Genomic DNA, 20,184 nt, shown 5'->3' with positions numbered 1-20,184 from the left:
AAATGCGTGATCGGAGAAGATCGAAGCCTAGAGAGCCGCGCCCACCGAGGACGCCAAAAAAACTATTCCCAATCAATGCAGTAGCCGAGGAAGCGCTTGGAATCGACGGGGTCGACGCCGAGCTTCTTGCGCAGCTTTTTGCGAAGCTTGGAAATGTGGCTTTCAACGACGTTCTCTTCGACTTCCTCGTCGAAAATCCCGTAGATGGCATTGAAGATCTGGGTCTTGGTGACGCGGCGACCGCGGTTGGCGATCAAGTATTCGAGGATGCGGCGCTCGCGGCGCGGCAGTGCGAAGACTTCGCCGTGGATCTCGGGATCGCGGCCATCGGAGAAGACGCGAATGGCGCCGATGTCCGTGTGCGTGGAAATCGCCTTGAGGCGGCGGCGGATGGCCGCTGCGCGTGCAAGAATTTCGCGGGGGTGAACCGGCTTGCGAACGACGTCGTCAACGCCGCAATCAAAAAGTGCAAGGGTGTTTTCGAGCGACGGCTGGTCGCTGACCGCGATGACTGGCGCCATCGACCGATCGCGAATGGCGCGCGGCAGCTCGAACGTCTGCTGGCCCTGGCCAATCAGAAACGCCTCGACCGCTGCGATATCTGAATCAGCAGCCGTCTGCACCCACTCGCCAAACTCGTTGGGATCAAAACCGGTCGAAGGAATACCTTCTCGACCAAAAAGGGAAGTGTAGCCATCCTTCACGAGCTCACGCTCATCAACCACTACGATCATTCGTCCGCCTCCGAATCACTTGTGGCACATCGATGACCTATGGGTACGAATCGCACGATTCTGGGACAAGCTGTAGGAACTCACTGGCAGAAATTAATAGTTGATTAAGAATTGCCCCCCGATTTGCTCTACATTTAGTGGGTAGGCAGAATTATGCACACAAAAGTTTCGTGGAAAAGTTAACGTGTCCTAAATTGTGACTTGCCTTGCCACATTGGCCCGAATTCTTGCCATATTATGACACATTTCCGGTTTGTTCTTTTTTCGCTATCTTTGGGCGAGTTAGCTACGACAAAAATTGCTCGCGTTGGGAGTCCATTTCCCATAGCCCGTGGCGACCAGATTGGCGATGACGCGGCAGACATATTGCTTCTGCGCGGGGTCATTATTGGGGCCGGCGTGGTAGCGGGCGACCGCCATGGTCCAGGTCTCGTGGCGATCGTGCAGGTTCTTCAGGAACCGTGCCGCGTATTCCACATTGGTACGGGGGTCGAACATCTCCTCCAACGACCGAAAATTCTCCCCGTGGTAGAACTGGTTGATCTGCATGCAGCCGACGTCGATCAGCTTTGCGCCTGACCTGTGAGCCGTATCCACCTGCCTCAGCGCATCGCGCTCCGAGGGTGGGAAGAAGGGCTTGCCCTCTATGTTCAACGCATAGGGGTAGAGCGAACCCTTGCGGCCCGTTTCGGTCAATCCGACGGAATAGAGGATGCCCTCGGGGATACCGTACTTCAGCGCGGCCGACTGGATCTCCTGCTCGCAGGCGCCATCGGACGCCCGCGCGTCAGAGGTATACGTCGCCAGCGCTGCCGCTGCCAGAGGAGCCAGAAGAAGCGCTCGTAGCGTCGCTCTCACCTGTAACATTGAAGCCCCCTGCACTGCGCTGGCCTGTTTGATTTTGGCGCTCGCGCGCCTCGCCGCCCTGCCCCTGGGCGGAGCCCTGCTGCGAGCCGCTCTGCGCGTTCGCCTGGCTGCTGGTATCGGTGTTAGCGACCGGCGCCATGCTGACGCTCACGCCGTCGATGGCGTAGCCCTGACTGCGCAGAGACTCCAGCATCTTCGTGTGGTCTTCCCTGAGCTGCCTGTAGGCGGCTGCGGTCTCGACCTTGAGATCGACGTTCAGCGTATCACCCTGCAGCCTGAGCGTCGCGGTGACGAGGCCGAGATCGATCGGGTTCATCTGGATCTTGAGCGTGTTGACGACCTTGCCGGTGCTGCTGAGCTCAGCTGCGTTCGACAGGGACGACGAAGCCTGCATGGCGTGCGCCCACTCCTTGTCGCCGGCGATCGCCGCCGTGACAGCCGCGGAATTGGTGTTCTGCGCGAGGCCGATATAGCGGCGGGAATCGAGGATCGTGACCGTCTCGACATTCGCCTTTCCGCCAACGTCAGCCGCATCCTTCTCGATGCCGAGATGCATGTCCATGGATGTGCCACGGCTGTCTGCGCGCGTCAGCCGGAAGGTCTGGCCAACCGTATCGCCGGCTGCGGTCGCGCCAGGCATGTCCACGTCGGACGCGGCGTCGCTGGCCGAGGTCAAGGCGCTGGCAACATCGGCGACGGCGTCACCCTTGGACTTCTGCTTGCCGGAAGACTTGTCCTTGGCGTCGGTAGGCGCGGTGTCCTGCGCCTGCTGTCCGAACAATGCCGCAGCGGCGACCGATGCGCTATCGACCGGCGCGTTTCCGAGCATGCTCAGGACGTCCGAGACAGCACTGTCGTCGGCCGCTCCGGGCTTGGCCTCGGTCTTGACCGGCTTGCCTGTCTTGTCATCCTTGGATGTCGGCGCGGCGATCTTGTCGGCAACGTCTTCGGCCGTACCATCGACCTTTGTGTCGTCGATCTGCTTGCGCAGCGACTTGATATCGACGCGGCCCGTCTTCTGAACGTCCTTGCCGGCATTGGCCGTCGTCGCATCGGCTTCCGCCTGCGCCAGTGCGGCCGAGTTGCCGAGATCGATCACAGCCTTCGGGTTCTGCCGGTGCGGTGCCGAGCCAACGGCGCCATTGCCGCCATCGGCAGTGCCGGCCGGCTGCTGGCCATCGGCCTTGGCGCCCGGGTTGCGGTCGGAATTGGCATTCGCCTTGTTGAGGACGTCCGAGAAGCCACCGCTGCTGTCCGTGTCCGAACCCTTGCCGGCCGGCCGGCCGGCCTTTGCGCCTGCGGCGGCATCCGCGGCTCCAGCCGGAACGCTGATATCCATCATATCAATTGCTTTCTTTGTTCAAAAGGCCGTCGATCTCATCCAGCTGAGAGCGGCTCGAGGTCACAAATGAGCTGAATGCGGGGTCGGCGTTCTGTGGATCAGCTGACTGCGATCCGGCTGCCGGCGCGGCGTCGGGAACCGCCCCCTCTCCGGCCGATCCTCCCCCGGCCGCCTGTTCAGAACTGGCTTCTTGACCATCTGGTGTATTAGCAGAGCCTTGCGTCAGGCTTGCAGCGTCTGGTTGTCGAAGCACCTGCTCGGCCACTGAGCGCGCAGCAGCTCGCAAGATCTGGTCGCGTGGGGAAAGCGCCTTGTCGGCGATCGTCGAGATATCGCGCGCGGCGGTATCGATCTTGTCCGTCGGGATCGCGGCCATGCCGCCGTAGAAATCGGCCAGTGCGCCAAAGGCGTTGTTGTTGTCGCCAGACAATGCCTGCGCGCGGCCGGCGGCCATGCGGGCGAGTTCGCCCTTGCCCGCGATCGCGGCAGCACGCGCAATGCGCAGATAGATTTCGCGCTGACGCGCATCATCCATGAAAGAGAGGATGCCGATGACATCATCCGGCTTCACATCATGATCGTGATCGACGAGCAGCTTCACGAAAAGATCGGCGAACTGGCTGGCATAGGGCGAGTGCAGGAAGCGACGGACATAGCGCTGCGAATATTGCAGCCCCTGGTCGACCAGCCCCTTGTCGACGCAGATCGCGACCGAGCGGCGGAGAGCCGCTTCTTCGATGATCGTGCCGGGCGCATTAAGGCGCGCGAGATCGTAGAGCTTCAGCGCTTCTTCCGGGCTCTTGGCGATCGTGACATTGCCGCCGACCAGCGCCAGATAGGGACCGATCTTCTTGTCCTTATATTCCTGCGCGGTATCGACCAGCGTCTTGGCGACAAGGAGGCCCTTGCCGCTCAGATATTTGCGTAGGATGTCAGTCACGCGGTTGTCGAAATAGCCGTTGACGTCGCGCGCCACAAGATATTCCAGCGTTTGCGGATTGCCGCCGCTCATCGCGTAGATCAATGCGGCATCGACATTGCGGTCGTCATCGAACACGGCTGGGTCGACGGCGCGCAAGCGCTTGTCGATCGTGCCAAGCATGAAGCGCTGCATCTCGCTGGCGGAATGGTCGCCGAGCACGACGGAATCCTGCACGAACTGCAGCGAGCGCAGCATCTTGTAGGGGGCTGTGTCGCCGCTATCGTCCGTCGTCGGGACGATGGGTAACGCCTCGGCAGGCGCCGCCGCGTCGCCGTGTCCGGCAGACGATGCTTGCGCTTCGGTGGGTGCTGGCGTCTCCGCATGCGCTGCCGGCGGCTCTGCGGATGTTTCCGCATGCCCGACCGCCGGTGTTTCGGCTGGTGCCGGGGCGTGTCCGGCCGGCGTCTCGGCATGGGCGGCGGGCGCTGCCGCTTCTTCCGCGCGCACGACGCCGGTCGCCGTCAGCGCAAGGCTGAAAGCGAGGGGCAGAAGATGCCTGTGCTGCCGGCGCTTCATCGATTATCCCTGATCGGCCTGGAGAAGAATTTCGATACGACGGTTGGACGCGTTGAACGGATCGGCGGCGTCCTTGAGCTTGCGGTCGGCAAAGCCGGAGACCTGCGAGACGCGCTTCTCATCCAGCCCGCCGCGCACCATCATGTAATAGGCGGCCTGGGCGCGATCCATCGAAAGGCGCCAGTTCTCGTTCTCGCCCTTGTACTGGCGACCGTCGGTATGGCCGCGAATGGCGACGACGCCATTCTTCTCCTTCAGCACTTCGCCGATCTTCTGCATCGCGAGGACCATTTCCCGGCGCGGTACGGCGGAGCCGACGTTGAACATGGAATCGTCGCTCTGGTCGGAAATGCTGACCAAGAGGCCGCCCTCCGCCGGGGTGACGGTCAAGCCTTCGGCGAGCTTGCCGGCGATACCGCCGATCTGCTGGGCGATCTGCTGCTGGAGATCCTTGGCTTCCTGCTGCTGCTCGACCGCTTTTTGCTCAGGGGTCTGCGTGTCAGGCGCTATGCCATCCTTGTCAGCGGTCTTGTCACTCGTCTTGTCGGTGGTCTTGTCCGCCGCTTCAGGGTTCTGAAGGTCTGCCGGCTTTGCAGCCGCCTGCTCGGCCTTCGCGTCTTCGGCCTTGGCGAGCTCGATCGCCTGCTTGGCCGGATCGTCGGCTTGCGTCTTGTCGGCGCGCGTCACCTCGATCTGCTTCGTCCAGAAATCCGGATCGAACGGGTCGCGATAGGCTTCACCACCATCGGCACCGGTCGCAGGGCCGGAATCAGCCGCACCGCCCTCGCCCTTGGCGCTGACATTGGCCTGCTGACCCACTTCCTGGGCGATCTCAGCAAGGACCGAGTAGGGGTTTTCGAAGAAATCCGCTTCGGAATAGTTCTTCTGGTCGCCAGACGTCGAGGTTTCATCCTCACCGCTGGCAGCGGACGCGCCCTGGTTCGGCTGGTCCTCTTTTTCCTTCGACTTGTCGGCCTTCTCCTGCCCGTCAGCCTGGTCGACCGGCTTTTTCAAGCCCTTCTCGGTCGGCTTTTCGTCCGAGAGCTTGATCGGGTTGAAATAGGTGGCGACGGAGGCCTTGGTTTCCTCGTTGGCAGCATTGACCAGCCACATGACGAGGAAGAACGCCATCAGCGCGGTCATGAAGTCGGCATAGGCGATTTTCCAGGCGCCACCATGGGCGCCATCGTGATCACCACCACCATGTCGCTTGATGATGATGACCTCGTTCTTGCCGTGGTGATGATTTTCGCTGTCGCTCATTCCAGAACTTTCTTGACGCTCGCCGCCCAGGCAGACATGCGGGTTACGAGTACCGAGTCATCAAACTCGGCGATCAGGTCGATGTCGTCGTTTTCGTGATGCCGCAGCAGGTCTGCCTTCTCGCCGAGTTCGTTCTTCAAGATATTGAACAGCTTTTCCGGGCCTTTGACGGTGATCGTGCCGATCTCGCCGTCCAGAACGGCTTCGCGAAGCTGTGCGGCCAGTTCGATGGCAGCTTTTTCGGCAAGCGCTTCGGTCAGGACAGGCGCCAGCGTGCGGGCGACTGTTGCACTCACAAGATCCGCGACCTCGGTGGAGATTGCGTTGATCCGCGATGCGACCAACTCGGCGATCTCGGTCTCGTAACTGTTACGCAGCTCTTCGATTTCGCGCTGGTGGACAAGGGCAACGGTCTGCGCCTCAGCCTCGAATTTCTCCGTGAGCTCGGCGGTCGCCTTGGCCTCGCCCATGGCGTTGGCATCGCGGCGTTCCGCCTCGATATCGACTACCGGTTCGGGTGCGATGTCGTCAAAACCGCCGAAGCCTCCGAAATCGTCGGAAAGAGGCGTATCGGCCACTGATGGGGCGGCGACGGCGGGTTCGCCGAAGTCTTTCAGACGAGACAGCAGCGCGCTCACTCAACCCACCTCGTATCAGCAGAAGCCTGCGACATGCCGCGCCTCACATTGCACCAAACAAATCTTTCGCGCGGTTTTTCACCACGCCCGTTGTCCCTGACCCTAGGAGGCCAAACTTGTGCGAAGATGAAGGGCGCCGCCGCATAGCGCACGACGGCGGTTCGCAAATCACTGCAGCAGGAGCAGAACCTTGCTGGCAGCGGTGTTCAGGATCGAAACCGCCTGCACGCCCATCTTCTGCTGCGTCTGCAATGCCGTCTGGCGCACGGACGCCTCGTCCATATCGGTATCAACAAGCGCACCGACGTTCTTGTCGATCAAGTCGGCCATGTTTGCCGTGTAGTCGATGCGGTCGTTGATGCGGGCGCTCATCGTGCCGAGGCCGGCCGCGGTTGTGGTCAGCGTCGAAAGAAGCTTGTCGACAACAGCCATCATGTCGTCGACCTGCTCGGTCGTCGTATTGTTGTCGAGCTTGATCTCGTCACCGTCGGCGCCAGTGACCGATCCGGCATTGAGCAGATAGTAGTTGCGCGGCGCGGTCGAACCGGTGTCGTTCAAGGCGCTGGCATCGACGGACTTGGTCAGCAGGCCGCGATTGGCGTTGCTGGTGTCGATCATGACGGTCTGATCAGCCGGGAAGCTGATGTTCTGCGGCTGATACTCGCCCGTCGGCGCCCGCGTGAAGCCACCGATGACCGAACGCGAAGTGGTCAGCGTTGTATCCTGGTTGAACAGCCAGTTTTCACCCGCGATGCTGGTCGACTGAACCGTCGTCTGCATCTGCTGCTTGAGCTGCTCAATCGTCGTGTTTAGCTTTTCCTTGTCGACGCCGTCTTCCTTGGCGCTGACAAGTGTAGAGCGGATGCTGCTCAGCTGATCGATGAGGCTGTCCATCGCGGTATAGGCCGTGTCGACCTTGGAGGCACCAACGCCGAGCGCGTCGTGAATGTTGGTCATGGAGCTGCCATCGGAGCGCAAGACGCTCGCAAAGGACCAGTAGGTCGCGTCATCCGCCGCCGTTTCGACGCGCATGCCCGATGATACCTGCTGCTGGGTCGTCGCTGCTTCCTTGTTGATGATCCGCAATGCGGCGAGAGCGTTTACCTGGGCGGAGCTGGTGATTCGATAGGTCATGTTTGAAGCTCTATGGTAGAGGAGAGGATAGACCGGACCGCCGGCAGCGACAGGCGTGGCTTCATGCCGCCAACCGGACTTTTTCCGATCGGCTCGTCGCTAAACAAATCAATTCTTAAGTGAAGTTAACCAAGGCCCACAGCCAGCGCAAGTAGCCGACAAACGGTCCCGCAAGCCTCGCGCAACCTTGATTCTCTTTTCAAAAACAAAGAGAAAGCCGCATCTTTCGAGACGGCTTTCAAGGCTCTGACGCTTGTCTTCACGGCGTCGATGACGCCTTTGGACCAACTTAGTTCTGGAACAGCGTAAGGATGTTCTGAGCGCTCGAATTGGCGATCGACAGCGACTGAATTGCTAGCTGCTGCTGTGTCTGGAGCGCCGTGAGCTTGCTCGATTCCTCTTCCATGTCGGCATCGACGAGACGGCCCACGCCTGAATCGATCGAGTCGCTGAGATTGGAAACGAAGCTGTCCTGGAGGTCGATACGGGTGGAGATCGATCCCAGCTGCGAAGCGGCCTTGGTAAGCGCGCTCAGACCGGTTTCGACGTTGCTAAGCGTCGTGTTCAGATCCTCCACGCTGAGGTCCGAGATGTCCATGTTGTAGATCGAGCCGTAGGAGCCATATTCCGAACCGATGACGCCGGTCGTGGTGTCGATTTCGCCGGTCGCCTGCATGCCGAAGAGCACGTTTCCACTAGCGCTGTCGTCGAGATTGTAATCAGTCGTCTGAACAGAAACCTCGCCATTCGCGCCGCGAACGAAGGATGACACGACGCTCTTCGTGCCGTTGCCAGCCACCCAGTTCTCACCGGAGAAGGATGCGGACTGCGCGACGCTCAACAGTTGCTGCTGGAGCTGCCCGATCTCGTCCTGGATCTTGGTCTTGTCGACACCGTTTTCGGTGGCCGCGACAACCTTGGCCTTGATTTCGCTGACGATGTTGATGGCATTATCCATGGCGGCATAGGCGGTATCGACCTTGGCGGCACCCAGGCCGAGCGCGTCGGAGACGGCGGAGAGGGCCTTGTTGTCCGAACGCATCGTGGTTGCGATCGACCAGTAGGCGGCATTGTCCTTGGCTTCGGCGACGCGATATCCCGAAGACACATTGCCCTGCGTCGTCTCAAGATTGGTGTTGATGCCACGGAGTGTCTGAAGTGCGGACATCGCCGCGACGTTGGTCAAAATGCTTGACATGAAAAGAGCGCCCCTTGTTGGCAAACTATTTTAAAAAAGGGACATCCCGGTCCACCGCCGGGTACGGTTCATCAGCCTCATGCCTGCTAACCGCTTCTTAAGCTTGGTTAACATACCGTTTAATGATGGCCACAAGACATGAGTTTGGTTAACAAAAAGTTAACGGCAATAAAAAAGCCGCGCTCCGGAGAGCGCGACTTTCGAAAACCACCCGCAGAAGCGGCGGCGTATTCCTTCGCTGGCGCCTGGCGCCGGCGATTTTAGCGGAACAGCGAGAGGATGTTCTGCGACGAGGAGTTGGCGATCGACAGCGACTGAACAGCGAGCTGCTGCTGGGTCTGGAGTGCCGAAAGCTTGCTGGACTCTTCTTCCATGTCCGCATCGACGAGGCGGCCAACGCCGGAGTCGATCGAGTCGGAGAGCTTAGAAACGAAGTCCGTCTGCAGATCGATACCCTTCTGCAGCGAGCCGAGCTTGGAGCCGAGCGAGGTCATGTCCTTCAGCGCGCTTTCAGCGTCGGTGATCAGGCCGTCGATGTCACCCTTGGTGTTCGTGGTGGTGATCGAGAAGGTGGACATCGATTCGGTGATGGTACCCGTGCCATCACGGTCGAGGATGCCCGAACCGCCAGCGAACAGCAGGTCGTTTGCGCCGGCCGTGTAGCCAGACGTGCTGACGCTGACGCCACCGGTGGCATCGCGGATGAACGAGGAAACGACGGACATGGTCTTGCCGGTGCCGGAGCTGGAAACCCAGTTTTCGCCGTTGAACGAAGCCGATGCCGAAATGCTTTCCAGCTGCTTCTGAAGCTGCTTGATTTCGTCATTGATCTTGCTCTTGTCGACGCCGTCTTCGGTCGCGGCAACGAGCTTGGCCTTGATCTCGGATACGACGTCGATCGAGCTCTGAACGGCGGTGTAAGCCGTGTCGACCTTGGCGGCGCCCATGCCGAGAGCGTCGGAAACGGCCGACAGAGCGCCGTTGTCGGACTTCATGGTCGTAGCAATCGACCAGTAAGCGGCGTTGTCAGAAGCCTTGCCGACGCGGAGACCAGACGACACAGCGCTCTGCGTGTCCGAGAGGTTGCTGTTGACGCTACGGAGCGTCTGCAGCGCTGCCATTGCGGAGTTGTTCGTGAGAATGCTGGTCATTATAAAAAGCCCCTTTTTCGGCAATTTTTCATACGAAGGGACATTCCGGATTCTTACCGGAAACGGCGGACAGCTTCATGCCTGTTGACCGCGCTTCTTGCTGATCAACTCACCGTTTCGATGAGCCCATAAAACCGCAACATAGTTAAGAAAGACTAAATCCGCGGGGAAGAAATTTAAGAAATAACTTGCACTTAGCTCGAGACGTCCCCTGGCCAAAAAAAATGCGGCCGGGGAACGCCCGGCCGCACGAGATTTCAGATATTCTGCGTTCGCCGCTATTAACGGAAGAGCGACAGGATGTTCTGCGAAGAGGAGTTTGCGATCGACAGCGACTGGATCGCCAGCTGCTGCTGGGTCTGGAGTGCCGAAAGCTTGCTGGACTCTTCTTCCATGTCGGCGTCGACGAGACGGCCAACGCCGGAGTCGATCGAGTCCGAGAGCTTGGAAACGAAGTCGGTCTGGAGGTCGATGCCCTTCTGCAGCGAGCCGAGCTTGGAGCCGAGCGAGGTCATGTCCTTCAGAGCGTTTTCAGCGTCGGTGATCAGGCCGTCGATCTCACCCTTGGTGGTCGTCGAGCTGATGGTGAAGCTCGAGAGCGAAGACGTGTTGGTGCCGGTGCCGTCGCGGTCGAGGATACCCGAACCGCCTGCGAACAGCAGGTCGTTTGCGCCGGCCGTGTAGCCAGACGTGCTGACGCTGACGCCCGTGGACGTGCGGATGAACGAGGAAACGACGGACATGGTCTTGCCGGTGCCGGAGCTGGAAACCCAGTTTTCGCCGTTGAACGAAGCCGATGCCGAAATGCTTTCCAGCTGCTTCTGGAGCTGCTGGATTTCATCGTTGATCTTGCCCTTGTCGACGCCGTCTTCAGTGGCAGCAACGAGCTTGGACTTGATCTCGGATACAACGTCAATCGAGCTTTCGACGGCGGTGTAAGCCGTGTCAACCTTGGCGGCGCCCATGCCGAGAGCGTCGGAAACGGCCGACAGAGCGCCGTTGTCGGACTTCATGGTCGTAGCAATCGACCAGTAAGCGGCGTTGTCAGAAGCCTTGCCGACGCGGAGACCCGAGGAAACGGCGTTCTGCGTGTCCGAAAGGTTGTTATTGACGCTACGGAGCGTCTGAAGCGCTGCCATTGCGGAATTGTTGGTGTTGATGCTGGTCATATTACGTCCCCGAAATTCGATACCATAGAGGACATTACCGGACTTACTTACCGGCAATGACGGTTCGGCTTCATGCCACTTGGTCATTCTGCATTGGGACCAAACCCGTCATGTCGAGGATGAATTTCGCAGCAAAACCTTGCAGACTGATTAATGAGCATTTTTAGTTTTTCGAACAAATACAAATGGTTAATCGAATATTAAGTCCGCTCTCGCCTGTTTAACACAATCGATCCAGGGCCCTGACTTCCTGCTTCGGGCAAGCTTCACCTGCCATGAACAGGTGCAATGGCACCCGTGCGTCCGCGGTCAAGCGGTGCGTGGCGAGGTGCTCGACGTCTAACTGAACGAGGGTTGACCGTGAATCATGTGGTTTCGTTTTCCGCAGCATCGAAAGACTTCCAAAGCGGGAACTACGTTCGGTCGCTGGCAACTCTGAACACGCTTCTGGAGACGCAGCAGGACGCGAAGACCTACGCCCTGCTGGGCCGAACACTGGTGCAACTCGGCATGAAGGGCGATGCGGCGTTGGCCTATGCGCTCGCCGGCGACAAGGCTGGAGACAGCGGCGCCGAGTTCTCTCGCAAGGCTGCCCTTCTCCACTTCGAAGCCGGCAATGAAAACGAAGCGCTCAGGCTTGGCCTTCGCCATATGATGAACCGTAGCCTGGATGCGGAAATCGCCTATGTGCTCGCATCGATCTACCTGAAACGCGGCAAGGACGAATTGCTGAGCCCCTTCTCGAAGGTGCTGGCCGAGAGCAGCAACATCGAGCACACCCTGCTTGCCGTGCGCATGTTGAGGACCAATCCATCCGACGAAGCGCAAGCATTTCTGGCCCGCAGCCTTTTCAAGCGCTTCCCGCACCACCTCCGCTTCCGTCTGCTCTATCTGATCTTCAGCCGCCATATCAGCGACCTGAATGCAATCACGCTTCACAAGCCTCTGCTCGACAAGCTTCTCGCGAAGGGTGAGCGCGAGTTCCTGAGCTACGAAGGCGAATTCTACAATCTCCAATGGTGCGGCAACGAAGAGTTCAACATCCAGGCAGGAGCGTTGGGCGTTCTTGCGCCGGGCCAGGCCGCGGCACGCCGCGCGGCTCCGCATCAGTGGTCACAGAAGATCCGCGTCGGCTATCTCTCAAGCGACTTCTTCGAGCAGCATGCCACGATGAAGCTTATCGGCCGGGTGCTGGAGCTGCATGATCGCGACCGTTTCGACGTGACGCTCTACTGCCATACCAACGCCAAGAACCTCGAAAGCAACACGTTCGACCGAAACCGCTGGGGCCGCATCGTCGAAGTGCGCGACCTTTCCAACGAAGAAGTCGCCGCACGGATGCGGGCAGACGGTATCGATGTTGTCATCGACCTCAAGGGGCCGACATTCGAAACGCGCTGCCAGATCCTAAACCATGGCTGCGCGCCCGTTCAGATGTCGTGGATCGGATTTCCCGGCAGTACGCAAGGCACCGACCTCGACTACGTCATCGGCGACCGCTTCGTGCTTCCCGAGACGTCGAAGCCCTACTACCACGAAAAATTCGTGCATCTGCCGGACACCTACCAGCCGAACGACCCGATCGGTCGGCCGATGCCGCAGCCAGTCAGCCGCGCGCAATACGGCCTGCCTTTCGACAAGTTCGTCTTCGCGTCCTTCAACGCATCTCGCAAGCTTACCCCGGAGACCGTCGATGTCTGGTGCAACATCCTGCGCCGGACGCCCGACAGCGTACTCTGGATCATGGCCGTGTCGAAAGCGAGCGAAGCCAATCTCCGGGACTACTTCAAGAAGCAGGGTATCCCCGCCAAGCGGATCATCTTTGCTGGCCACAGCGACCAGTATCAGGACCATATCAACCGCCAGCAGGTGGCCGATCTGGCGCTCGACACATGGCCCTATAACGGCCATACGACGACCTCCGAACAGCTCTGGGGCGGGCTGCCCGTGCTGACGCTCAAGGGCACGAACTTCGCATCGAGAGTCAGCGAGAGCCTGCTCAACGCGCTCGGACTGCCGGAGCTGGTGACTGCCGACGTCAAGGCTTACGAAGACACGGCCGTCGAGCTCTACAACAACCCGGATCGCGTTGCCGGCTTCAAGCAGACGATCGAGACCAACCGGCTGCTCAAGCCGCTCTTCGATGCCGAGCGTTTCTGCCGGCATCTGGAAACAGCCTACGAGATGGCTGTCGAGCGCGCCAAGCAGGGGCTGTCTCCCGATCACATGGCGGTACCGGCGCTTCCCGAGCGGACTGCTCCGTTCCCGATCACCGCTGCCTGAGCAGTCCACTCAAGGCTCATGCAATACCAAAAGGCCGGCGATCAGATCGCCGGCCTTTTGCTTTGAAGAGTTGAACGGTGTCGTCCGTGTGCAGCGTATCAGTTGAAGGAGCGAACCAAACTGCCGACCAGCAAGTTCCAGCCGTCGATCAGGACGAAGAACAGGATCTTGAACGGCAGGGAGATCGATGTCGGCGGCAGCATCATCATGCCCATGGCCATGGTGATGGTGGCGACGATCAGGTCGATGACGAGGAAGGGAAGAACGACCAGGAAGCCGATTTCGAAGCCGCGCCGGATTTCCGAGATCATGAAGGCGGGAACGAGCACGCGATAATCGATCGTTGCGCCGGTATCGACCGCCTGGCCGCGCTCACGGGCAAGATCGACGAAGAGCGCCAGATCCTTGTCGCGGGTGTTGCGTGTCATGAAAGTGCGGAAGGGCTCGGCGATACGCTCGACAGCCTGTTGCTCGTTGATCTGGTTGGCCAGAAGCGGCTGAACCCCATCCCGCCATGCCTGATCGAAGGTCGGTTGCATGACGTAGAAGGTCATGAACAGCGACAGCGACAAGAGGATCATGTTCGAGGGAGTGGAGGCGAGGCCGAGGCCGGTGCGCAGGATGGAGAAGGCGATGACGAAGCGGGGGAAGCTCGTCACCATGATCAGAATGCCGGGCGCGACCGACAGAACGGTCAAGAGGCCGAAGGTGCGGATGATCCATGCCGCAACCGAACCGTCCACCGGCAGGTTGAGCAGGTTCGACGGGAGCTGCTGCGCATGCGCCAGCTCCGGGACCGCCATCATGGCAGCCAAGATCACTAGGAATCGAATCATTCGATGACGAAGGTCCTGAACATGACTTTCGATACGCGTCCCTGCGCCCGAAGGTCAACACGCTCCTGGATGTCATCCCTAAGATATTCGAAGCCGCGCGGACCCTCGATCTGCTGCAGCGAAACGGTCCGGATATAGGCCATGATATCCTGATGGATATCCTCGGCGAGCTTCACATCCGGCGGGCCGGAGAAGAGCAGCGCCACTTCGAGGCGCACCCAGTTCTCCGAGGGATAGGCGAGGTTCGAGGTGATAGGCTCGAGCTGAACGACGTTATTAGCTTCCGTCGAGATCTTCTGGAGCCCCGTCTCGCCGGCCTTTGCGGGTTCGGCAGCAGCAGGCTGTTCGGCCTGCTGCGCGGATTTCACGCTGGGCGCGATCATGCCGCCGACAACCCAGCCACCGCCGCCGCCAAGGAGGGTGAGGACGGCGAGACCGATGATCGTCATCATCATCGCCGACTTCTTCTTCGGCTGGCCCTCGGTGCCTTCTGCGTCTGCCATTTTGCCGGACCTTAGAGTGGCGAGAGGATATCGACGGCCTGCTGGCCGCGCGGCGGCTGCTGCACTTCCATCAGGCGGCCTCTGCCACCATAGGAGATGCGCGCTTCGGCGATCCTGTCGTAGGAGATTTCGTTGTTGGCGGTCACGTCCTGCGGACGCACGATACCGGCGACGTTCAAGATGCGCAGTTCCTGGTTCAGGCGCACTTCCTGCGAGCCGCTGACGACAAGGTTGCCGTTCTCGAGAATACCGGTGACGACGGCCGCGACCATCAGCGTCAGCTTGTCGGTGCGCTCGATCTTGCCCTTGCCATCCGTGCTCGTGTCTGAACCATAGGTGACGTCGGTTTTCGACGACGGGTTCCAGCCGAGAATGTTGGCCTGCGCGTCCCAGTTCAGGCCGCTGCTGTTGGTGCGGCTGCGGTTCGTGTTGTTTTCGAACGAGCCCTTGTCATTGATCGAGATGTTGACCGTCAGGATATCGCCGACGTTGAGCGCGCGGGCGTCCTTGAACAGCGCGGCCTTGGAATCGCTCCAGAGCGAGTAGCCCTGGGCGACCTGGCGCGGCTGCTTCGGATACATCGACATCTGCTGCGTCTGGCCATAGGCGAGACCGCTGCCGATCGGGCTCATGGCGGGCGCACGGCCGATCTCGTTGATCGCCTGCGGGGATTGGCAGCCGGCCAGAATGGCAACAGCGGCAATCGCGACCGGGAAACGCTTCTTCATGAGGGGTCCTTCGACGTATTGGGATCGGACGCGCTGGCGATGATGTTGGCGATGACCGCAGCCTTCTGCGGGTCCATCTCGTTCAGGATCAGGCTCGACTGGGTGGCGTTCAGCCGCATGATCACGGCGGCCGCCACTTCGACCTTCACTTCCTGAAGCTGCAGCGCCGCGGCGTCCGGCTTCATCTTCTTGTAGATATCGGTCAGCCCGGCCTCGGCCTGCTTCAGGAAGTCGTTGCGACGCTTCAGCCAGTCCTGATACTCGTCGCGGCGCTTCGTCATTTCGGCCATGCGGCTATCGACGTCGGCCCGGAGCTTGTCGAGTTCCTGCTTCTGGAGCAGATAGCGCTGATCGCGCGCGGGCTCGGCGATGTTGCTGCAGAACTGCTTGATTTCTTCCTCGGAGGTGAGCTCGCCGCCTGCGGAGGTGCGCGCTTCCTGCGCGAAGGCACCAGGGATGGTCAGCATGACGACGGCGGCCGCGGGCAAGACCAGGCGCTTAGCCAGTTCCGAAACGGTCATGTTCGCAAAAGAGATCTTCGTCATTGCAGGACAAGCTCCGCTTGCAGCGCACCGGCCGACTTGATGCCCTGCAGGATGGCGATGATGCCATCGGGCTTGACGCCGATGTTGTTGAGGCCGGCCACCAGCGTTTTCAGATCAGGTCCGTCGAGCAGGGCGACATTGCCACCCGTCTGCTGGGCCTGGATATCGGTCTGCGGCTGGACGGCGGTGACGCCGCGCGAGAAGGGCTCCGGCTGAATGACCTGCGGCGTCTCGGTGACCTGCACGGTGAGCGTGCCATAGCTGACCGCGACCGGTGAGACGCGGACATCAGCCCCGATGACGATCGTCCCCGTCCGCTCGTTGATCACGACCTTGGCCGGCGTATCGGTTTCGACCGCGAGATTTTCGATATCCGCCATCAGGCGCGTCAGGTCCGCTTCGCGAGGCTTCTGGACGATGACCTCCTGCGCATCCTTCGGCTCGGCAACAGGGCCGCCGAAGCGCGCGCGGGCGTAGCCGTTGACCACGTCGGCGATACGCACGGCAGTGGAGAAATCCGGATTGCGCAGCTGCAGGACGAGGTTGATCGAATCCTTGAAGCGCGACGGAAGCTCGCGCTCGATGATGGCGCCGCTCGGCACGCGACCGGCCGTCGTCACTCCTTCGGTAACCGTTGCGGCCTGGCCCTGCGCCGTGAAGCCGGAGACCACAACCGAGCCCTGGGCGACGGCGTAGATCTGGCCGTCGGCGCCCGAGAGCGAGGTCATGATCAGCGTTCCGCCGCGCAGCGACGTGGCATCACCCAGCGAGCTGACGTTTACGTCGAGCCGGCTGCCCGGGCTTGCGAACGGCGGCAGGTTGGCGGTGACCATGACTGCCGCGGTGTTCTTGGCGTTCGATTGGCCGCCCTGCGTAGAGATGCCGAGGTTCTGCAGCATCGCGCGCATCGACTGTTCGGTGAAAGGCGATGCACGGAAGCCGTCGCCCGTCCCCTGGAGACCGACGATGAGGCCGTAGCCGATCAGCTGGTTGTCGCGGCCCGCCTGCAGCGAGGCGATATCCTTGATACGCGAGCTCATTGCCGACGCCGGCGTGACAGCCAGGACGTTCGGCGCGAGCATTGCGAGTGCGATGAAAAGGCGAAATAGGATTTTCATTTTGCAGCCACGTGTATGGTGCCGTTCGCGAGCACGGTGCCGCTGACGATGACGCCGGAGTCCATGTTGCGGACACGGACCATCTGGCCGGTCATGCCGTCTTCAAGCGGGGAGCCGGCGGCCGAGATCGCCATCGCGCCAACCGTAAAGACCAGGCGGATCGAAGAACCGCGCGTCACGGTATAGGGTTCGCGGAGCGCCGAGACGGAAATCGACTGGCCGGGGAGCAGTGTGCGCTTGGAGATCATGCCGTCCACCTCACGAATGGACTTGGCGTAATCGCCCTGCAGGTTCGGGTTGGTGACTTCGACTTCCTGTAGCTGGGCGCTGGAGATCGTTTCGCCGGGGTAGATGATGGTGGTCGGAATGACCGCGTAACCCATGTTGGCGGCGGCAAAAGCCGTCGGCGCCGCAAGGCTCATGGCCGCAACGAGTGCGGCTTTCACCCATCCACGAAGATGTTCTACCCGGCAAAACGTCATGTTTCGGCCCTTCCCTGTTACTTCAGGTTCTTGCTGACGATGGAGGCCATTTCGTCGGCGGTGGTGATGACTTTCGAGTTCATTTCGTAAGCGCGCTGCGCCGAGATCAGCTCGGTGATTTCCTTCACCGGGTCGACGTTGGACGATTCCAGGTAGCTCTGCTTCAGATAGCCGTAACCCGGATCGTCAGGCGTGCCGACGACAGGCTGGCCGGAGGCCGGCGTTTCCTGGAAGAGGTTGTCGCCGAGCGGCTTCAGGCCTGCTTCGTTGACGAAGTCGGCGATCTGCAGCTGTCCGAGAGTCGTGGGCGTTGTCTGGCCCGGCAGCACCGCGGTGACTTCGCCGGAGCGGCTGATGGTCAGCTGTGTCGAACCGACGGGAATGGTGATGTTCGGCGCGACGGTGTAGCCGTCGACGGTGACGATCTGGCCGGTTTCGTTCTTGTTGAACGCGCCGGCGCGGGTGTAGAGCGTCGTGCCGTCAGGCGCCTGGATCTGGAAGAAGCCACGGCCGATCAGCGCCACGTCGAGGTCGTTGCCGGTCTGGGCGAGTTCGCCCTGGATGTGCAGGTTGCGGACAGCCGACGTCTGGACACCGAGACCGATATTCGCGCCTTCGGGCACGATCGCCTGGTTGGCGCGGTTGGAGACGCCCTGCGCGCGTTCGGTCTGGTAGAGCAGATCGGTGAACTCGGCGCGGGCGCGCTTGAAGCCTGTGGTGTTGATGTTCGCGATGTTGTTCGCGATGACCTCAAGGTTGGTCTGCTGGGCATCCATGCCCGTTGCTGCAATGGCAAGCGCTCTCATGGCTTAATCCTCAAATCAACTACATCTGCATCTTGGTTACTTCGAGGAAGGCCGAAACGACCTTGTCTCGAATGGCAATCGCGGTCTGAAGGGTCTGCTGCGCCTGCATGACGGCATCGACGACTTCGCGCGTTGTGGCGGTGCCCTTGATGCCTTCGAAGGACATGTTTTCAGCGCCCTTGATCGAATTGACGGCGTTGGTGGCCGCGTTGCCGAGGACGGATGCGAAGCTGGCATCGTTGGTGGCGCTCTGCGCCGACGACGAGGCCTGGGACTTGCCGAGATCGACGCCGCTCAGATCGCGCGTGATCGACAGGGAGCTGAGGCTGTTTACGCTATTAATCATTATTGGCTCTTCAGAAGGTCGATGGTCGACGAGATCAGATCGCGGGACTGCTTGATGGTCTGCAGGTTGGCGTCGTAGGAGCGGTTGGCTTCGCGCATGTCGGCCATTTCGACCAGCATGTTGACGTTGGGAAGCTTGACCACGCCTTGGGCGTCCGCGGCAGGATTGTTAGGGTCGAATTCGGTGCTGAACTTCGATTCATCGACGCCCAGCTTCTTGACGTTGACCGTCGTGACGCCGTTGGCGCGATCGACCGCTTCGCCGAAAGTAATCGTCTTGCGGCGGTAGGGATCAGCGCCGGGCGTGTCGCCCGTGGAGCGTGAGTTTGCGATATTTTCGGACACGATACGCAGGCGCGTCGATTGCGCCTCGAGACCCGAACCAGCGATTTTCATTGCTGCAGACAAAGGATCCATGATCTTAGCTCTTCACCGTCATAAGCATCATTCGGTTGAAAGACCCCACCAGCGAGGTGTTCAGCTCATACTGGCGCTTGATTTCGCCAGACTTGGAGAGCTCCTCGGCCAGACCGACCGTGTTGCCCGATTCCTGCACGCCCATTTCCTCGTCCAGAGCGGCATCCTTGATGTCGATGTCGTTCTTGGTGCTGAGGTCGTTTCCGCTCAGATGCGCGGCATTGGTCCGCGCCATCGCAACGTCCGAATGGTCGAGAACGGCCTGGAACGGCGTGATGTCCTTGGCGCGATACTTGGGCGTGTTGGCGTTCGCGATGTTGCCGGCAACGACTTCCTGACGAATCGTCAGCCATTCCGCCTGCCGCGAGGCCAAGTCGAACAGTTGAATCGGTTGCATGGAACTCTCCTTTTTACTGCCGTGAACCTAGGTGGGTAATCTTGCGTCAGACTTACGGAGAATGCGTTCTTGCTCCATAAGGGCGAGCCGGCATCGGCGGAGGCGAAAAAGGCTCCACCGCAGGTGCGGAGGAGCCTTGGAAACCGGCATTTTCCGAAATCGGCTACGTCAGTAGACTTCGCCTTTGGACGTGATGATCACCCACTTGCCGTCGCGCTGCTCTAGCGTCGCGAGCCGGCTCTCATCCGGCAGGATCGAGCCCACGCGCACGACGTACATGCCCGACGTGTCCTCGATCAGCGCGCGGCCATTGGCGACATGCAGCAGGCGGAAGGCCGACTTTCCGGGGAATGGCTGATCTTCTGCAGGCGCGCCCTTGTTGTCTTCCTTGCCGATGGAGGAGACCGTTGCGGTCGTCAGCGGATCGACGGGGACCTCCGGCTTTACTTCCGGCGGGTTCTTGTTGGCCATCGCCAGCGGTGAGACGCTGAAGACATTGCGCGCCGGCCAGTTCGGCAGGTCGCGCGTGCGGTCACCCTCGGCGATATTGAGACCGAACTTGTTCTCGTTAAAGAACACGTACCACGGAAAGATCGCGGACGCGCCGGCAAGCAGCAGGCCGGTGATCGTGAGAACGCGATCGTTGAAGGTCGACCGGCGACGGCCCTGCGGCTTCAGCGGTGGAATCTTTTCGTCATCGTCGAAATCGGTCACGTGTGGTCTTTCTATC

General features: G+C 60.5%; 22 protein-coding genes. 1 reads left to right on the top strand and 21 read right to left on the bottom strand.

The window, feature by feature from the left end:
- Positions 1–62 precede the first annotated feature (62 nt).
- The 10 genes from rem to ACIQUB_RS08630 all read right to left on the bottom strand — a co-directional run bounded on the left by rem (position 63) and on the right by ACIQUB_RS08630 (position 10,994).
- Entirely contained in the window at positions 63–734 is a 672-nt protein-coding gene (rem, locus tag ACIQUB_RS08675) for a transcriptional activator Rem (RefSeq protein WP_018898445.1), read from the bottom strand.
- Between the two features lie 282 nt (positions 735–1,016).
- On the bottom strand, positions 1,017–1,601 hold the full coding sequence (locus ACIQUB_RS08670) for a lytic transglycosylase domain-containing protein (RefSeq protein WP_113235495.1): 585 nt from the start codon (positions 1,599–1,601) through the stop codon (positions 1,017–1,019).
- Positions 1,522–2,943 carry a flagellar hook-length control protein FliK gene (locus tag ACIQUB_RS08665; protein ID WP_402929270.1) on the bottom strand — a complete coding sequence of 474 codons (1,422 nt, stop codon included), beginning with the start codon at positions 2,941–2,943 and terminating at the stop codon, positions 1,522–1,524. The genes ACIQUB_RS08670 and ACIQUB_RS08665 overlap by 80 nt, the downstream gene beginning before the upstream one ends.
- Before the next feature lies 1 nt (position 2,944).
- Positions 2,945–4,441 (bottom strand): chemotaxis protein MotC, encoded by a 1,497-nt coding sequence (gene motC / locus ACIQUB_RS08660; RefSeq protein ID WP_113235493.1) that lies wholly within the window; start codon positions 4,439–4,441, stop codon positions 2,945–2,947.
- Positions 4,442–4,444: 3 nt separating this feature from the next.
- Positions 4,445–5,704 (bottom strand): MotB family protein, encoded by a 1,260-nt coding sequence (locus tag ACIQUB_RS08655; RefSeq protein WP_113235492.1) that lies wholly within the window; start codon positions 5,702–5,704, stop codon positions 4,445–4,447.
- Positions 5,701–6,342 (bottom strand): hypothetical protein, encoded by a 642-nt coding sequence (locus ACIQUB_RS08650; protein ID WP_113235491.1) that lies wholly within the window; start codon positions 6,340–6,342, stop codon positions 5,701–5,703. Before ACIQUB_RS08650 ends, ACIQUB_RS08655 begins: the two co-directional genes overlap by 4 nt.
- Positions 6,343–6,510: 168 nt before the next feature.
- Positions 6,511–7,476 (bottom strand): flagellin, encoded by a 966-nt coding sequence (locus ACIQUB_RS08645; RefSeq protein WP_113235490.1) that lies wholly within the window; start codon positions 7,474–7,476, stop codon positions 6,511–6,513.
- 289 nt (positions 7,477–7,765) lie between these two features.
- On the bottom strand, positions 7,766–8,674 hold the full coding sequence (locus ACIQUB_RS08640) for a flagellin (RefSeq protein WP_113235489.1): 909 nt from the start codon (positions 8,672–8,674) through the stop codon (positions 7,766–7,768).
- A 260-nt stretch (positions 8,675–8,934) separates the two neighbouring features.
- Positions 8,935–9,825 carry a flagellin gene (locus ACIQUB_RS08635; protein WP_113235488.1) on the bottom strand — a complete coding sequence of 297 codons (891 nt, stop codon included), beginning with the start codon at positions 9,823–9,825 and terminating at the stop codon, positions 8,935–8,937.
- A 281-nt stretch (positions 9,826–10,106) separates the two neighbouring features.
- Positions 10,107–10,994 carry a flagellin gene (locus ACIQUB_RS08630; protein WP_113235487.1) on the bottom strand — a complete coding sequence of 296 codons (888 nt, stop codon included), beginning with the start codon at positions 10,992–10,994 and terminating at the stop codon, positions 10,107–10,109.
- 360 nt (positions 10,995–11,354) lie between these two features.
- Between ACIQUB_RS08630 and ACIQUB_RS08625 the strand changes: the two genes are divergently transcribed.
- Complete coding sequence (locus ACIQUB_RS08625; RefSeq protein WP_113235541.1) at positions 11,355–13,277, top strand: glycosyl transferase; 1,923 nt, start codon at positions 11,355–11,357, stop codon at positions 13,275–13,277.
- Between the two features lie 98 nt (positions 13,278–13,375).
- On the opposite strand, the gene fliP is transcribed toward ACIQUB_RS08625, so the two are convergent.
- From fliP to ACIQUB_RS08570, 11 genes are all read right to left on the bottom strand, one after another.
- Positions 13,376–14,113 (bottom strand): flagellar type III secretion system pore protein FliP, encoded by a 738-nt coding sequence (gene fliP, locus ACIQUB_RS08620; protein WP_113235486.1) that lies wholly within the window; start codon positions 14,111–14,113, stop codon positions 13,376–13,378.
- Positions 14,110–14,616, bottom strand: coding sequence for a flagellar basal body-associated FliL family protein (locus ACIQUB_RS08615; protein ID WP_113235485.1), 507 nt, complete (start codon positions 14,614–14,616; stop codon positions 14,110–14,112). Before ACIQUB_RS08615 ends, fliP begins: the two co-directional genes overlap by 4 nt.
- 11 nt (positions 14,617–14,627) lie before the next feature.
- The gene (flgH, locus tag ACIQUB_RS08610) at positions 14,628–15,344 is read right to left on the bottom strand and encodes a flagellar basal body L-ring protein FlgH (RefSeq protein WP_113235484.1); all 717 of its coding nucleotides are present in this window, start codon (positions 15,342–15,344) and stop codon (positions 14,628–14,630) included.
- Entirely contained in the window at positions 15,341–15,889 is a 549-nt protein-coding gene (locus ACIQUB_RS08605; protein ID WP_018898433.1) for a MotE family protein, read from the bottom strand. The genes flgH and ACIQUB_RS08605 overlap by 4 nt, the downstream gene beginning before the upstream one ends.
- Positions 15,886–17,007 (bottom strand): flagellar basal body P-ring protein FlgI, encoded by a 1,122-nt coding sequence (locus ACIQUB_RS08600; protein ID WP_113235483.1) that lies wholly within the window; start codon positions 17,005–17,007, stop codon positions 15,886–15,888. Before ACIQUB_RS08600 ends, ACIQUB_RS08605 begins: the two co-directional genes overlap by 4 nt.
- The gene (gene flgA, locus ACIQUB_RS08595; RefSeq protein ID WP_113235482.1) at positions 17,004–17,489 is read right to left on the bottom strand and encodes a flagellar basal body P-ring formation chaperone FlgA; all 486 of its coding nucleotides are present in this window, start codon (positions 17,487–17,489) and stop codon (positions 17,004–17,006) included. Before flgA ends, ACIQUB_RS08600 begins: the two co-directional genes overlap by 4 nt.
- 17 nt (positions 17,490–17,506) lie before the next feature.
- Positions 17,507–18,295 carry a flagellar basal-body rod protein FlgG gene (gene flgG, locus ACIQUB_RS08590; protein ID WP_112942776.1) on the bottom strand — a complete coding sequence of 263 codons (789 nt, stop codon included), beginning with the start codon at positions 18,293–18,295 and terminating at the stop codon, positions 17,507–17,509.
- A gap of 19 nt (positions 18,296–18,314) precedes the next feature.
- A complete protein-coding gene (locus ACIQUB_RS08585) occupies positions 18,315–18,641 on the bottom strand; it encodes a flagellar hook-basal body complex protein FliE (protein WP_113009917.1) in 327 nt (108 codons plus the stop codon).
- Positions 18,641–19,057, bottom strand: coding sequence for a flagellar basal body rod protein FlgC (gene flgC / locus ACIQUB_RS08580; RefSeq protein WP_113235481.1), 417 nt, complete (start codon positions 19,055–19,057; stop codon positions 18,641–18,643). The genes ACIQUB_RS08585 and flgC overlap by 1 nt, the downstream gene beginning before the upstream one ends.
- Before the next feature lie 4 nt (positions 19,058–19,061).
- Positions 19,062–19,454 (bottom strand): flagellar basal body rod protein FlgB, encoded by a 393-nt coding sequence (gene flgB, locus ACIQUB_RS08575; protein WP_018898427.1) that lies wholly within the window; start codon positions 19,452–19,454, stop codon positions 19,062–19,064.
- 168 nt (positions 19,455–19,622) lie between these two features.
- Positions 19,623–20,168, bottom strand: a complete 546-nt coding sequence (locus ACIQUB_RS08570; RefSeq protein WP_113009915.1) for a flagellar protein — start codon at positions 20,166–20,168, stop codon at positions 19,623–19,625.
- Positions 20,169–20,184: the final 16 nt, after the last annotated feature.

It is taken from the genome of Rhizobium sp. NPDC090275 (assembly GCF_044772225.1).
Lineage (GTDB): Bacteria > Pseudomonadota > Alphaproteobacteria > Rhizobiales > Rhizobiaceae > Rhizobium.
This window is presented reverse-complemented; position numbering and strand designations above follow the sequence as displayed.

Coding starts and splice junctions, on each gene's coding strand:
- rem (WP_018898445.1), bottom strand. CDS start 734: ATGATCGTAGTGGTTGATGAGCGTGAGCTCGTGAAGGATGGCTACACT.
- ACIQUB_RS08670 (WP_113235495.1), bottom strand. CDS start 1,601: ATGTTACAGGTGAGAGCGACGCTACGAGCGCTTCTTCTGGCTCCTCTG.
- ACIQUB_RS08665 (WP_402929270.1), bottom strand. CDS start 2,943: ATGATGGATATCAGCGTTCCGGCTGGAGCCGCGGATGCCGCCGCAGGC.
- motC (WP_113235493.1), bottom strand. CDS start 4,441: ATGAAGCGCCGGCAGCACAGGCATCTTCTGCCCCTCGCTTTCAGCCTT.
- ACIQUB_RS08655 (WP_113235492.1), bottom strand. CDS start 5,704: ATGAGCGACAGCGAAAATCATCACCACGGCAAGAACGAGGTCATCATC.
- ACIQUB_RS08645 (WP_113235490.1), bottom strand. CDS start 7,476: ATGACCTATCGAATCACCAGCTCCGCCCAGGTAAACGCTCTCGCCGCA.
- ACIQUB_RS08640 (WP_113235489.1), bottom strand. CDS start 8,674: ATGTCAAGCATTTTGACCAACGTCGCGGCGATGTCCGCACTTCAGACA.
- ACIQUB_RS08635 (WP_113235488.1), bottom strand. CDS start 9,825: ATGACCAGCATTCTCACGAACAACTCCGCAATGGCAGCGCTGCAGACG.
- ACIQUB_RS08630 (WP_113235487.1), bottom strand. CDS start 10,994: ATGACCAGCATCAACACCAACAATTCCGCAATGGCAGCGCTTCAGACG.
- fliP (WP_113235486.1), bottom strand. CDS start 14,113: ATGATTCGATTCCTAGTGATCTTGGCTGCCATGATGGCGGTCCCGGAG.
- ACIQUB_RS08615 (WP_113235485.1), bottom strand. CDS start 14,616: ATGGCAGACGCAGAAGGCACCGAGGGCCAGCCGAAGAAGAAGTCGGCG.
- flgH (WP_113235484.1), bottom strand. CDS start 15,344: ATGAAGAAGCGTTTCCCGGTCGCGATTGCCGCTGTTGCCATTCTGGCC.
- ACIQUB_RS08605 (WP_018898433.1), bottom strand. CDS start 15,889: ATGACGAAGATCTCTTTTGCGAACATGACCGTTTCGGAACTGGCTAAG.
- ACIQUB_RS08600 (WP_113235483.1), bottom strand. CDS start 17,007: ATGAAAATCCTATTTCGCCTTTTCATCGCACTCGCAATGCTCGCGCCG.
- flgA (WP_113235482.1), bottom strand. CDS start 17,489: ATGACGTTTTGCCGGGTAGAACATCTTCGTGGATGGGTGAAAGCCGCA.
- flgG (WP_112942776.1), bottom strand. CDS start 18,295: ATGAGAGCGCTTGCCATTGCAGCAACGGGCATGGATGCCCAGCAGACC.
- ACIQUB_RS08585 (WP_113009917.1), bottom strand. CDS start 18,641: ATGATTAATAGCGTAAACAGCCTCAGCTCCCTGTCGATCACGCGCGAT.
- flgC (WP_113235481.1), bottom strand. CDS start 19,057: ATGGATCCTTTGTCTGCAGCAATGAAAATCGCTGGTTCGGGTCTCGAG.
- flgB (WP_018898427.1), bottom strand. CDS start 19,454: ATGCAACCGATTCAACTGTTCGACTTGGCCTCGCGGCAGGCGGAATGG.